Genomic DNA, 15299 nt, shown 5'->3' with positions numbered 1-15299 from the left:
AACCCTTATGGCCAGACAACGTCATCCAGCGCAGTCTGCCTCCGGCGGCGAAGAGCTGGACCTGCACGGGATGCGCGCGGCGGATGCCATGACCGTGTTCCTCCGTGTTTACAATCAGTGCGTCAGTGCTGGGTGTGTGCCATTGCGTGTGATTCACGGCTACGGTTCATCGCGGGGGGATGGCGTGATTGGACGTGAGATACGACGCTGCCTGGCGAAACATCCCGGGGCTGCCGAGTGCATTCCCGGCGAGGAATACTTTTGCAATCCTGGCATCACGTTGATCTATCCGAAAAAGAAACTTCCAGTTCGTTAAATTAGGGAGCGGATAAAAAGTGGCAGTCAAGTTCGTTTTTGCTTATTTTGTCACTTTCTTTTTACTTGGTTTTCACGCGCGGTTGTGCTAGCCTTTGGTTCAGGTTTATACGCTTTGACGAGCAAACGTTGTTTCGGCGAGCGGTTGGCCTGTTGGAATATCAAATATGAAGACCTGTTTTAGTACTGGCGCGATGGCGCGTTATGCCCTGCGCTATGCTTTTTTGTTCGCACTCTTGGCGCTCATCGGCACCGCGCTGACAACGTCTGCCGCTTCCCGGAGTTGGGCGGGTACTGGCAGTACCCCTTCTTGGCTGGATCCCCTTAACTGGAATGAGGGGGCCTTGACCAGCGGTGACTTTCTGAGTTTTATCAGCCCAGTGACAAAGCCAGCCAATTCAAATGATGCCCCCGGACGTGTGGTGGGGTCTCTGACGTTTGGGCCGGGAACCAGCGGATATGGCTTGGGTGGGGCATCGTTATTCATCACCAACGGCATCAGCAATTCCAGTTCCAGTGCTTTGAACACAATTAGCAACTCGATCTCGTTTGCCACTCCGTCGGCGGTCGGTCTTGTCCAAGCCACCCAGACCGTATTGAACGCCGTTGCCAGCGGCAGCGGCGCGCTGGTGTTCAAAGGGTTTCTGACCAACAGCGCTCCTTCGGGTACTGCTGTGGGCACCAATGTGCTGGTGTTTGGCGGCACGGGTGATTTTGGGGTGAGTAATATTATCACGGGCGTGGCGGGATTGATCAAGAACGGCGCGGGCAACCTCACGTTGGGGGCGGCCAATACGTATAGCGGCAACACGGCTGCCGGGGCGTTGGTGGATACGTTCCTGTTGGGTGGGCGGACGATTGCCACGGTGAACAACGTCATTCCCAGTGGCAACAATAAGGGCAACCTGAATATTACCAACGCGATTTTTGACCTGAACGGCACCAGCCAGCAACTGAGCGGTATCAATGGTGATAGCACGGCCACGGTGGATAATTACGCGGCCACGGCTCCCGGTATCCTGGCCATGGGCAGTGGCAATAGTAATTCGTTCTGGGCGGGCAATATCACAGATCGCAATTACGCCGCCGGGGCCACGGTGACCATCAGCAACACCGGTGGCGGCACCACGTTCCTTATGGCCGCCAACACGTATCACGGACAGACCAAGTTAAGCGGCGGCACGATCAGCTTGACCAACAATGGCACTATTCTGAACAGCCCGGTAATCTATTCCCTGGGCCGGACGTTCCGCATTGATAACAATAGTACCGTCGGCAACCTGGCCGACCGCATTAGCGACACGACCACGATTATTTTGGACGGCGGCACCTTGGGTTTTTACAACAACGCGGGAGCAGTGAGCTACAATGAAAGCCTGGGCACCGTTATTTTTACGAATGGCCAGAACCGCATTGATGCGAGTCAGGCGGCAGCGGGGCAAACCTCCACGCTTACCATCAACAACGTGATTCGGTATGGGTCGGCGTGGGGGTATTTCAGCGGCACCGGTTTGGGGCTGGATACGCGTAACCGGATTATTTTCAACAACCCTGGTGCGCTGACCAATGTCGCCATGCAATTACTGCCCTCCGGTGCGCCGCTGGGTATCGTCCCTTGGGCCTATAGTGGCGGGGATGATTTGCAGCGTTGGGTCAGCACCAACAACCTCAATTCACCAGCCCTCCTGGTTGCCAACGACTACGCGCTGAACATTCCCGAAACGCAATGGGACATCACGAATAACGTCCGCCTCGGCTACGGTCAGACACTAACCGGCAGCCGCACCGTGAGCAGCCTCAACCTGGGAGCGTCCGCGGTGGCACTGACGCGAGCTGGCGCATTACCTTTGGATTTGGGTGGAAGCAGTTTGCGCATCGCGTCTGGAGCGCTGATGTTTGGCGGTGATCAAACGGGCGTTTTCCAGATCACAAACGGCACCTTGACGGCTGGCATTGCGGCAGAAACACCGGCGGAACTGATGATCTACACGCGCAACAGTGGCACGGCGGTGCCGCTCAACGTCGGGTATTCGGCCCCCTACATCGGTTCTGAAATCGCGGCCAGTATTACGGATAATGGCGGTGGGGCGGTTACAGTGACTAAAGCGCTGGGAAACCTGCTGGTGCTGAGCGGCAATAACACCTACTCCGGCGGTACCACCATTGCGAACGGCGGCGGCACCTTGATCATTGGCAATGGCGGCACAACCGGTTCCGTCGGCACAGGCGACATCACCAATTATAGCGCAGAAATCTACCTAAACCGTTCGGATGACATGACGTTTCCCAACGTCATCCGTGGCACCGGCGGCAACTTCCGCAAGCTCAATACCAATACGGTTGTCATGACGGCGGACAGTTCGTCTTATCTAGGCAATGTTCTGGCATACTCTGGCCTCACGCCCGACACGGGCAAACTGGTGCTGGCCAACGGCGGGCGCATAACCAATGCCGCCAACATCTACGTGCGCCGCAGCATGTTGGTTGTTTCCAACACCGCTTCAGCCAACCATGGCGACCGCCTGCCCGACGCGAAGAATCTCCTCCTGCAAGGTGGCACGCTCCTTTTCGCCAACGACGGCAGCGCGGCCAACTACGCCGAAACACTCAACGGTGTGACTTCGGACTATGGTTACAACATCGTGCAGACGGTGCCCGCCCCCGTCGGTAACAGCAGCGTATTCACCATCAAAACCATAACGCGCAATAACAGTTCCACACTGAATATCATCGGGGATGGATTGGGCACCACCACCAAAACGAATAACGTGGCCTTGGGCGGAGTCTATTCCCAGCAAAACGGCACGTTCAACCCGGCCTTCATCATCTCGGGAACCGAGTTTGCGAAATATCTAACCAACACTGGCATCTCTGCCACCTCGATTGTGGCGTTGGCGAGCAGTGATTACGCCCTTAATACCACTGAAACCGGTTGGACCAACACGCAGAATGTGAAGCTTACGGACAATCCCAGCGCCAGCACCGGCGGGGATCGCGTTGTCAACACGCTTAACCTGACAAATACGGCCCTGACGCTGGGCGGGTTGCTGACGATCTCGAATGCGGGTATTTTGGCCAGCGGTGACGCCGACGCGGCCATCAGTGGCGGCACGCTCAATGCCGGTTTAACGGAATTGATTTTCCACGTGATGATCCCGACCAACAATGGCCATGCGCTCACGGTTTCCTCGGTCATCACCAATCAGGCCAAAACGGGTTTGGGCGGCGCCCTGGTCAAGAGTGGTCCCGGCATGTTAAAACTAACGGGGGCCAACATTTATACCAATAGCACCATCATCAACGGCGGTGTGCTGAGCGTTGGCACGATTGGCGACGCGGGAACCAGCAGCCCCATGGGCACCAACACCAGCATTGTGTATCTGCGCGGCGGGACGCTGCAATACACCGGCAGCGGCACGGCGACCACCGCCCGTCCGTTTGATGTGCAAAACAACGGTGGGGCGATTGACGTCCCCGAACCCAACGGTAACCTCACCATTAATGCTGCCGTTACCGGAAGTGCCGGCAACAATTACTCGGACTTGATGAAATTGGGAGCGGGCACGCTCACTTTGGGCGGGACAACGAATAACAACAGTCTTCACGCCAACGTTCAGGCGGGTACGTTGGTGCTCAACAAGACTGTGAGCGGGAAGGCTTTAGCCGGCGTTTCCTACGTAGCGCCCGGCGCGACCATCAAGTATGGCAACACCACGTACGGCGACCAGATTCTCGACAGCAAGAACTGGGGCGTTTTGAATATGAACGGCACCCTTGACCTTGCTGGTGCGAGTGATGCCATTGTATGGATGACGGGCAGCGGTAATATTACGAACAGCGCCAGCACACCCTCGTTCCTGACCAACGGCGTGGGCGTGGCTTCGGTCAATACGCTCAACATTACGGATGGCGCGAGCGGTGGCAGCGGCACCATTACCCTGGTCAAGAGCGGTGCCAATATTTTGGCTTTGAGCGGCAATAACACCTATAGCGGCAAAACCTTGGTGCAGGCAGGCACATTGGCCATTGACGATGATAGTCGCCTGGGTGCAGTGCCATCGAGTTACGTTGCCGACCAATTGACGCTTGGTTATAGTGGAACGGGTGGAGGCGTTGGAACCTTGCAAGCCGCGCGCGGCAACTTCAGCATCGCCACCAATCGCGGCATCACCCTCGCAACCAACGGTATCTTGGAGGCCGCTTATGGGGCCACGATGACCATTAATAGTATTATTACCGGAACCAACAGCCTGACCAAGACTGGTCCGGGTACGGTGGTTCTGGCGAATATGGGCAATAATTGGACGAATGGCCTGACCGTTAGCGGCGGCACGCTCAAAGTGGGGGTAGCGGGCGTGATCCCCACTGGGGTGGGCATCGCCAACGTGACGGTCAACGGCGGCGGGATGGGGATTGGCACTGCAAGCATCCAGCCGTTTGGCATCCTTGACCTGAATGGCTTTGATACCACCGTCAACGGTTTGACGGTCAACGTCACCACCCCCGGTGTGAGCGGCGTGGTGCTGAACAACGCGCCCAACACCACCAATACCCTCACGGTGGGTAATGCGAATGCTGGCTTTACGATTAACGGCGGACTCTTCGACAATACCAACAACCTTGGTGGCGTGTTGACCCTCCGTAAAATTGGCACGAACACCATGATTTTGGGGAACTACACGAATAATCACAGCGGTGGCTTCATATTTGAAAATGGACGGACGGACTTTACGGATGACTATTCATTGGGCGCGGTGCCCGCGACACCGACCACCAACCTGGTCTTCAACGGCGGTGTGATACGTAACATCAACACCCGGGCCACCCAAATCGCCACCAACCGAACCATTAACCTTTTGGCGGGGGGTGGTTATTTTCTGGCGGCTTACCAGCCTGGCACCTTGACCATTAACGGACGCATCACCGGCGTGGGAACTTTGAATTTCGGCTTTGAGACCAGCACAAATATCCTGACCAATCCTGGCAACGACTACGCCGGTAATACCATTGTGGGTAATAACGCTCCGAATATAGCGCCTAGCGGCACGGTTCCCAAGCTGAAGCTGGGCGCGTCGGAAGTGATTCCGAATGGTCCAGGCAAGGGATTACTACTCCTTACCAATGGTTGTTTGGTGGATATGGCTGGGGTTACGGAGACGGTGAATGGTTTGGGGGCTTGGGGATCTGCCGTAGCCGGTACGATTGATAATTCGATTGGCAACGCGAATCTCATCGTCGGCGATGCGGACACGAACAGTTCCTTCAATGGCGTGATCAAAAATACCGGCGGCACGGTCAGTCTAACCAAGATCGGGGCGGGCACATTGACTTTGAGTGGTGTGAACACCTATTCCGGTGGCACCACCAACGCGGGCGGGATTTTGAACATCAATGCCGACACGGCCTTGGGCAATGCCGCACCGCTCACCTTTACTGGCAACAGCACCTTGCAGGCGGGCGCAAATAACATTTCCCTGGTTGCCGGACGCACGGTGACCCTCAACGGTGGCACTGCCACGATTGATAACCAGGCTTATACGATGACCATCAATGGTCCCATCAGCGGTTCCGGCGCGTTGACGAAGATCGGTTCTGGCACGCTCAGCCTGAATGGCGCGAGCACCTATACTGGCAATACCTTGGTGAGTGACGGTGTGCTTTACATTCAAAGTACGGCGCAAGGTGGCGGGGTGTATTCGGTGAACGACAATAAAACGCTGGCAATCGGTTTTAGCGGAGCAGGGCAGTTCGTGCCGATGTCTTCGCTGACGTTGGGCAGCAGTTCGGGCGGTACCACGACCACCCTGAACTTTAATGGCTGGGCGGCTGACACGGTGAATTTAAATCCTTCCATCTGGGCGACCAACCTGACGGTGAATGGCACGGTCATCATCAATGTCAGCGGGCAATTGGTGGCTGGGGTTCGGATACCGCTCCTCAAGTACACGTCGGCTGGGGATTTGAGCGGATTGAAATTGGGTGCGTTGCCGCGCGGCGTGGAGGCGCAGTTGTTTACTGATATTCCGGGCGAAGTGGATATCGAGGTGACCAGTGCGGTCGGGATTGTGTGGAAAGGACAGAACGGTTCGGATTGGGATATTCAAACCACGGCCAACTGGCTCTTCTCGGGATTGGATGCCTGGTACACCAATTCGCCAGCGGATGCAGTTACGTTTGGCGATGGTGCCAGCCAATATATGGTGAATCTGACCAATATTGTTTCTCCCTTACAAGTGCAGTTCACCAATACGGATCAGCCTTATACGCTCGTGGGAACCGGTGTGGTAAGTGGAGCGGCGCTGCTGCTTCAAAATTCGCCGCTCACGAACACCATCAGTACGAGCAACGATTTCACCGGTGGTACCATTATCAGTGCCGGTGTGTTAAAAATTGCCAATACCAATGCGCTCGGCATTCCGGCGGGCGCGTATCTCGCCAATGTTCACGCGGGCGCGGCGCTGGATTTGAACGGCACCAATATTGATAAGGCGGTGGGCAGCACCAAACCCATTTTCATCAGCGGCCAGTTGGCAGCTAACGCGGGCGCAATTATCAATTCCGGTGGAACTCTGGTAAACCTGGGGGTTAAGCATGTGACGCTGGCGGGCGATGCCGCTCTCGGTCAGGATAATACGTCTCGCTTCGATGTGCTGGGGACGCTCAACGGTAACGGGCATACTTTGACCAAAGTGGGGACCAACCAGATTGCTATCTACTACGTGGCCTCGGTCGTAAATGTCTCCAATGTCTTTGTTAACGCCGGTTTCCTGGAAGTGCAGGTGCCACTGGGCGGCGCGCCGGTGGTGATTAATCAAAACGCTAAGTTTGGCATTTATAGTGGGACCAGCGTTTCGGTTTCCAACTCAAGTCTCACGATTTCCAATGCTACTTTCAGTAACTCGAATGGCAGCAATAACTGGACTGGTCCGGTCACCCTGTTTGGGACCAATACGGCGAACATCACGACGCCAGTCGCGATGTTGGGGGCGATCAGTGGCACTGGTACCTTCAATAAGATTGGACCGGGTGCGCTCGTCTTGGCGTCGGATAACAACGACTGGAGTGGCAGTCAGACGATTTCCGCCGGTTCGATACAATTGGGCAATTTCGGCCCCACCGGTTCGCTCAGTACCAACGGCGGGGTGGATGGATGGTCCGCCAATGTGACAAACGCTGCGAACGCTTCATTAGCCTTTGCCCGGTCGGATGATAAAATATTTACTGGTGTGATTTACGGTGCCGGCGGTCTGATTCAACGCGGGCCGGGCAAGCTCCGTTTAAGCCAGGCCCAGCAATATACCGGCTTCACGACCGTTTCCGGTGGCACCTTGGTGAGGACGGCCGTGAACGATATACCGTCCAATATCCCTCTGCTCATGGGGGAAACCAACCTGGCGTCGGCTGGAACTTTGGACCTCAGCAGCTATAGTTTGAACGCATCATCCTTGACAGTAAACAGCACCAATCCGCTCACTGCCAATGTGATTCTGATCGGCAGCGGCCAAACCCTGGCCATCAACGGTCCGGTCATTCCTTATCCGGTCGCCGTTACCAACGTTTATACCTATCCCCGCTTGAATGTTTCGGGTTTGGGCAGTTTCACCATCACGAACATTGGTGGCACCATTTATCACGGTGGCAATATCAATGTAGTTAATGCCAATGCTAGCGGTACGTGGGATTTGTCCGCACTGGCCACGTCCTTCGTGGATTTGGGACCTACCGGGTTGAATAAGATCGGGACTGCCTCTGGCCAGACGGGGACGGTCAATGTCACGAATGTACTGGCGACGAACTCGGTTATTCGGGCCGGTACGCTTCAAATTGATAATAATGGTTATGGCGGGAACGCCACGTTGAAACTGGGCAGTGGTTCCAATAATCTTTATGCCAGTTTTGTTTCCCTTGGAAATAGCATGCGCACCGGCTTTGGCTACTTTCAGTTTAACACGGGCAATGGTACGGTCCTCATGCGCGATTACACGACCATGGGGCGCGCTAACCTCATTATTTCCACGAACCGCATCCAGGCGGTGACCCACTCCTTCGATGTCCGTGGCCATTACGCGGACCTGTTACTGAACAATCTGACGCTTGGTACCCATGAAATTAACAATACCCCCTCGGGTGTCCGGACCGCTAATTTCTTCTTTGATCAGGGCATTCTTGATGTGACCACCATCCGGATGGGCATCCAGATTGCTAACACCTATGTCACCAATAACCCCAGCTTGGTTGCTAACATGGCGCTCGGCGGTGGCATCGTGAATGTAGGGGCAGGCGGCATTACGCTGACCCGAAACGACAATCCGACCAACGGTGTTAACATCAGCGCTATCCTTTCCATCACGAACGGTGCCATTGTTACCTGCCTTGGCGACATCCTCAAAGGCACCAATGCCGGCGGTACCGGCCCCGTTACCGCCACTGCAATGGTGGCCAATGCCTCGCTGATTCTCGGGGGGAAACTGGGTTCCATCGGTATGCCTTTGGATAGCTTGCAGCTTACGAATGCAAACCTCTCCTTGAATGCGCTCACGGCGAATACGAATGTGGCGGCAACCACCCTCAGCGTGGGTGGGGCCAATACCATTGGCATTTCGCAGTTGCCGCCGATGTCCACCACGACGACGCAACTGACCCTCATCAAATACACCACGCTGGCGGGTGCCTATAATTTCAGTCTCGCCAGTGGCTATCGGGTGCCGGGTTATCTCTCCAACAATATCGCCAATGCTTCCATTGACTTGGTCCTCACCAATGCGACGGATGCGCAAGGCAATTACCCCATTACTTGGACCGGCGTGAAGAATGGGAACTGGGATATTAACACCTCGACCAACTGGCTGGATTTTTGGGCTGCCACCGCAACGTATCTGCAACCGCTGCTGGTTGGCGATGGCGTTCGGTTTGATGATAGTGCCTTAGCCTTTACGGTGAATCTGACAACCAATCTGGCGCCGACTTCGCTGACGATCAGCAATCATTCCCAGAATTATACGTTCACGGGCTCCGGCAGGATTACCGGTGCCACTGCGCTGATCAAGCACGGTGCGGGCAGTGTAACCTTGGGGAATAACAATACCTACACGGGCGGCACCATCTTTACCAATGGTGGCGGCAAGATAGTGATTGGTGCCAATAATGCGCTCTCCACTGGGGCGGCGATTAAATTCGGCAGCTCGGGAACCTTGGATTTAAGCGGCAACAGCCAAACAGTTTCCAACCTGACTTTTGCTACGGCGACGATGACGAACGTTCCGGCGTTAACAAATAACTTTACCGCTATCGTTTTGGGCGGGCCGGTGGCATCCTTGGTTTTCAATGGTGCGAATTTAAATGTGGGGCCGGATGTAAAGGCAGAAACTACTGCCGGCATCACCAACACCTTGGATATGGCCGGGCTGGGCAATTTTGTGTTTAACGCTTTGGGTAATACCCTGCGCGTAGGGGGATACGTTAGTGGAAAAGGCGACCTATGCGGAGTCTTGGCCTTGGCCGCCACCAACAGCATTACTGCCTTGGCAGTGGGGGTGGGGGATATGTCACTGCAAGGCCCTGGCAATTACACGAATGCCATTCATTTGGGGCAGGCCAATAATCTATCGGTGGGTAGCCTGAACGTCGGTTCCACCCGACAGGCGCACGCACTGATGGATTTTGCGACAACTTGGACTTCGCCAACGCTCACGTTGCGTGGTACTAATGGGCCGTCCAGTGGCGTGCCCAACGTGTGGGTCGGGTCACAGAATAACTTTGGGGCCGATAATCTATATCATGTCCTCGATCTATCGGCGGGGAGTGTGGATGCCGTGATAGACACGCTCACCGTAGGTCGCACGGAAAGCCGGTGGGGTACTGAGTATGGTATCTTCCGGATGAGGGACGGCACCTTGACGGTCACGAATCTCATATTGGGGCAGGGCATCATCACGGCATTTGGTTTTGCCAGCAATACTGTCTCTGGCACCTTTGTCTTGGGTGGTGGCACAGCGACCATCAAGACCCTGACCTTGGCTGACAACACGAATGCCGGGGTTATCTGTTCGGGCACAGTTCTACTCACCAACAGCGGAGCGATGTCAGTGGAGTCCATTACTGGCGGACGCTCTGGTGGCACCAATACCGCGGCAGTTATCCTCAATGGCACCAATGCGGTGCTGGATCTGCTAGGTGGCACCATTGGGACCAATGGGGTGGCCTCCACGTATATTGATAACCTCAACTTCCAAGCCGGCACGCTGAAAAACGTCGCGGAGATCAACGGGGGAACCAACCTGGTGAAGACCGGCACGGGCATTCTGACCTTGGCGGGCACGAACACCTATAGCGGGGCCACGGTGGTGAGCAATGGAACCTTGTTGGTACAGGGCATTATTAACACCAATCTGGTCACCGTCTGGGGCGGCACGCTGGGTGGGGATGGGCTGATTCAGGGAGCGGTGGCGGTGGAATCCGGCGGCACGCTGGCACCGGGCGCCTCCATTGGCATCTTGACCGTCAGTAATACGGTGACCTTGGGCGGCACGACGGTGATGGAAGTGGGATTAGCTGGCGGTAACCCGACCAACGACCTGCTCACCGGCGTCAGCACTCTGAATCTGGGGGGCACGTTGACGATTCAAATTGTCGGGCAGCCGCCGGTGGGCGGCGAGGTGTTCAAGCTCTTTAATGCGGCGAGCATCGTGGGCAATTTCACGTCGTTCAATTTCCCGGTTACGCCGGGGGTGGCGTTCGATGTCAGCCGGGTGGCCGTGGACGGCACGGTGACGGCGTACTCGCAGTTGGTGATTACGCAGGACCCGCAACCGAGTGTGTTGGTCACGGGCGTGGGCTCGAATGCCACGTTCACGGCGGCGGCGGCGGGCACAAACCTGTATTACCAATGGTATTTTGACACCAATACGCTGATTGCAGGTGCGAACGCGAACCAATTGAATTTGGTCAACTTGCAGGTGACGAACTCGGGGGGATATACGTTGGTGGTGACCAACGCCTTGGGTTCAGTGACCAGCGCCGTGGCGACCCTGGTGGTGACCAATCATTCGAGCGCGCCGCTGGGCTTGATCCTTATCCCGGCGCCGACCAACACGGTGGCGGTGGGAACGCCGGCGGAGTTTACCGCGACGGTAACGGGCGGCAGCGCGCCAATCGGGTTCTACTGGTACAAACTGCCGAACGTGACCGTGCCGGTGGGGACGGGCAACAGCTACACCAGCGCGGTGGTGACATGCCTGAGCGAAGGGGATGCGTACCAGGTGGTGGCGAGCAATATCGTTGGTGTGGTGACCAGCACAGTGGCCTATGTGGAAGTGCGGGACACCAACGCCCCGGCGTTCAACCCGGCGGTGGTGGCGACCAACGTGACCCTGCTGCAAGGGACGAACTTCAGTGTGACGGTGGGGCTGGCGGTGAACTGCAATCTGGCGACCTACCGTTGGTACCTGAATGCGACGAACCTGTTGGCGAGTCAAACCACGCCAACCCTGAGCTTGGCGAACCTGAAGCTCAATGATGGTGGCAGCTATACGCTGATCGCATCGAACCAACACGGGTTGTCGCCGATTGGAACGGCGGCGGTGTTGACCGTCAGCTACCTGATCGAAAGCCCGATGGTGATCGTGGCCGGGGAGACGTTTCAGACGACGGTGACGGCGGAGCCGAACCGGGCGTACTGGTTGGAAGCGCGGAACAGCCTGACTGAGGGGACGTGGACGTTCGTGCTCGGGGTGACGAACGTGACCGGCCCGCAAGTATTGCAAGACGCGGCGGCGGCAGGCCCGTACAAGTTCTACCGGATCGGCAGCGCCCCGGCGCCGTAATCCACGATACCTAATTCGTAATTGGAAAGGCACTTCACCTTCGGTGAGGTGCCTTTCCCTATTTGAAGGCAGTTGGGCCTGACCAAAGGAGTATTCGTAACGCACCAACGCGCCTGGATGCAGCCCTGAGTGCGGATTGCCAATTCAAGTCCCCGGTTGAACTCACCGTGGGCTCCTGCTACGGTGCTTGGGTGATGCGGGTTGTAACTGCGATGTTGATCTGATTGTGAACTTGTTTGCTGAATTGCGGGAAGGTTTGAAAATCTCCTGGGCGGCCATCGGGAGCAATAAAATGCGCTCGGGCCTGACGACCCTGGGCGTGGTCATTGGCATTCTCACCGTCTCGCTCATGGCCACCGCGTTGGAGGGGCTGCGCAATTCGTTTCTGCACAGCATCGCCGGGCTCGGCTCGGATGTCCTGTTCATTGAGAAGACGCCGTGGGATTCTGGAGCGGCCTGGTGGCGCACGCGGAATCGCCGGGATTTTGAGTTGAATTACATCCGCGCCATTGCCCGCGAATCGCAATACGCGCAGGCGGTTTCCGTGGAGTCCTCCGGTTCCTGGACGGTGAAGTATCAGAATAAAAGCGTCAGCAGCGCCTGGGTGGTGGGAAATAGTGAGCAGAGCGTCACGGTGCGGCAACTGACGGTCAAGCAGGGGCGCTTTTTCTCCGAGAGCGACGTGATCGGCGGGCGTCCCGTATGCGTGCTCGGGGCGGAGATCGCCGCCAAACTTTTCCCCAACGAGCCTGCTTTGGGCAAGCGGATCAAGGTGGACCAGACCAGCTTTGAAGTGGTGGGGGTGCTGGATAAGTTCGGGGATTTCCTGTTCGCGAACATGGATCGCCAGGTCATCATCCCGATCACGCGGTTCATTTCGGACTTCGTGCGGCGGCCGTACCTGATGCTGACGGTGAAAGTGCGGGATGCCAGCCAGATGGAGGAGGCGCGCGAGGAATTGCGCGGCATCCTGCGCAAACTCCGGCGGGTGGCCCCCGAGGCGGAGGATGACTTTGCGATCAACTCGCAGGAAATCATCGTCAACATGTTCAACCGCATCGGGCGGGTCATTGCCTCCGTGGGATTATTTGTCACGGGGTTATCGCTGTTTGTGGGCGGCATCGGGATCATGAATATCATGTTTGTCTCGGTGGCGGAGCGCACGCGGGAGATTGGCATCCGCAAGGCCATCGGCGCGAAGCGGCGCACCATCCTGATTCAGTTCTTGCTGGAAGCGGCCATCCTTTGCCTGCTCGGCGGGCTGTTGGGGTTGCTGCTGGCCTTTCTCATCAGCCTGATCCTCAAACAGTATTTGCCGGCCAGCTTATCCTTGAATGTCGCGGCGTTGGGGATGCTGGTGGCGCTGTTGACCGGCCTGATTTCCGGCTTCATGCCGGCGTACCGGGCCGCGCGCATGAACCCTGTGGATGCCTTGCGAGCCGAATGAAAAAACTGACCTGGATTCTCTGGCAGGCGGAACTCAAGGAGAGTTTCGTGATGGCGATGGGCGCGCTGGCGGCGCACAAGCTGCGCTCGGCCCTGACCCTGTTGGGCGTCTTGATCGGCGTCTTTTCCATCATTGTGGTGATGACCGCCATCCGGGTCTTGCAATCCAACATCGAGACCGAATTAAGCCAGCTCGGCACCCACACGTTCAGCATTCAAAAGTATCCCGCCATCCACGTCGCCGGGCGGGAGAGCTGGGAAAAGATCGCACGGCGGAAAAACGTGACCTACGCCCAGGTGATGGCGTTGCGCGACAAAGCCACCCTCGCGCAATCCGTCGCTGCGGAGACCACCCTGTGGCGCGACGCGGCCTTCTCCAGCTTCGCGGAGACGAACCCCGACGTGCCATTGCTGGGCATCTCCCCGGAAAGTTTTGCGGCAAAAAACTGGTTCATCCAACATGGCCGCGCCATCCTGACCACCGATCTGGATAGCGCCCGGAACGTCTGCGTGCTGGGCCACAGCCTGGCGAAGAAACTCTTTCCGTTCGGCAACGGGTTGAATGAAAAGGTCAAATATCGCGGCATCAATTACACCGTCGTGGGCGTGCTGGAGCCGCGCGGCAAAACGCTGGGGGGCGATCAGGATAACTTCATCGCCATCCCCATCACCACCGGGCTGAACCGGTTTGGCGCGCAATGGCGCAGCCTGAACATCCTCGTGCAGGCCCCGGACGCCCGGCGATTCGAGGACACCATCGAGCAAACGCGCGGCGCGTTGCGGACGCTCCGCAAAGTGCCGCCGGGGGAGGCGGATGACTTTGAAATCATCACCAACGACTCGCTGGTCAACCAATTTCGCGCCGTCACACTGGCCGTGCGCGTGGGGGCCACCGCCATCAGCTCCATCGCCCTGCTGGCGGCGGGCATCGGCATCATGAACATCATGCTCGTCTCCGTGACGGAGCGCACGCGCGAAATCGGCATCCGGCGCGCCATCGGCGCGAAGAAGCGGAACATCCTCACGCAATTTATCCTGGAAGCGATCATGATTTGCCAAGTCGGCGGCGTGCTGGGCGTGATTCTGGGCATCGCCGGCGGCAACGTGGCGGCGTGGATGCTCAAGATGCCGGCGGTCATCCCGCTGGATTGGGCCTTGATCGGCCTCGTGATCTGCTCCCTGGTCGGCGTGATCTTCGGCACGTACCCCGCCATCAAAGCGGCAAATCTCGATCCGATTGATTCCTTGCGCTACGAATAGCGAACCGCCAGAGCGGCGAACCGCACGGGCCGCTTCAACCAGAGAATTCCCCCCATGGATGGCGAGGCCCCGCCAGAAACCAGCGTTTAAAGAAAAGCCACGGGCCGCGTCTTTTGAATGTATCGTGTTTTTTGCGCGTAACACATGCGCCGATGGCGGGATGCCAGAATCCAACGCACCCACGCTCACGGAATCACGAAACGATTGGTAGCGATGCCGCTGGATTGAAGCTGGCGGTTTAAGTTTGTGATTGTTAATTGCTGAACGCTGTTGTCCGCAAAAGCGACGTTACCGCATTGGTCATGCAATCGTTTATCCCATGCCAGCGTGTCTTTGGTCGTCACAATAGCTAATCCGGGAGCGACGGGTTTGCTGTTTAACGTCAAATTTCGGTCGCCAATTAGTTTGACTTCGTAACTTTAACTACTCTGGTTGTGGCGTCGTTTTGCGCACCGG

Annotated in this window: 4 protein-coding genes; all 4 read left to right on the top strand. The window is 56.9% G+C overall.

The features are described from left to right. The first annotated feature begins 7 nt into the window (after window positions 1-7). The 4 genes from WCO56_16725 (at window position 8) to WCO56_16710 (ending at window position 14843) form a co-directional block, all read left to right on the top strand. On the top strand, window positions 8-316 hold the full coding sequence (locus tag WCO56_16725) for a Smr/MutS family protein (protein ID MEI7731221.1): 309 nt from the start codon (window positions 8-10) through the stop codon (window positions 314-316). Window positions 317-482: 166 nt separating this feature from the next. Then, window positions 483-12137 (top strand): autotransporter-associated beta strand repeat-containing protein, encoded by an 11655-nt coding sequence (locus WCO56_16720; GenBank protein ID MEI7731220.1) that lies wholly within the window; start codon window positions 483-485, stop codon window positions 12135-12137. Window positions 12138-12363: 226 nt separating this feature from the next. Then, the gene (locus WCO56_16715; protein MEI7731219.1) at window positions 12364-13584 is read left to right on the top strand and encodes an ABC transporter permease; all 1221 of its coding nucleotides are present in this window, start codon (window positions 12364-12366) and stop codon (window positions 13582-13584) included. After that, a complete protein-coding gene (locus WCO56_16710) occupies window positions 13581-14843 on the top strand; it encodes an ABC transporter permease (protein ID MEI7731218.1) in 1263 nt (420 codons plus the stop codon). Before WCO56_16715 ends, WCO56_16710 begins: the two co-directional genes overlap by 4 nt. Window positions 14844-15299 lie beyond the last annotated feature (456 nt).

Source organism: Verrucomicrobiota bacterium (genome assembly GCA_037139415.1).
Lineage (GTDB): Bacteria > Verrucomicrobiota > Verrucomicrobiia > Limisphaerales > Fontisphaeraceae > JBAXGN01.
The sequence above is the reverse complement of the archived record's forward strand: the minus strand, read 5'-3'. Positions and strand labels throughout refer to the sequence as shown.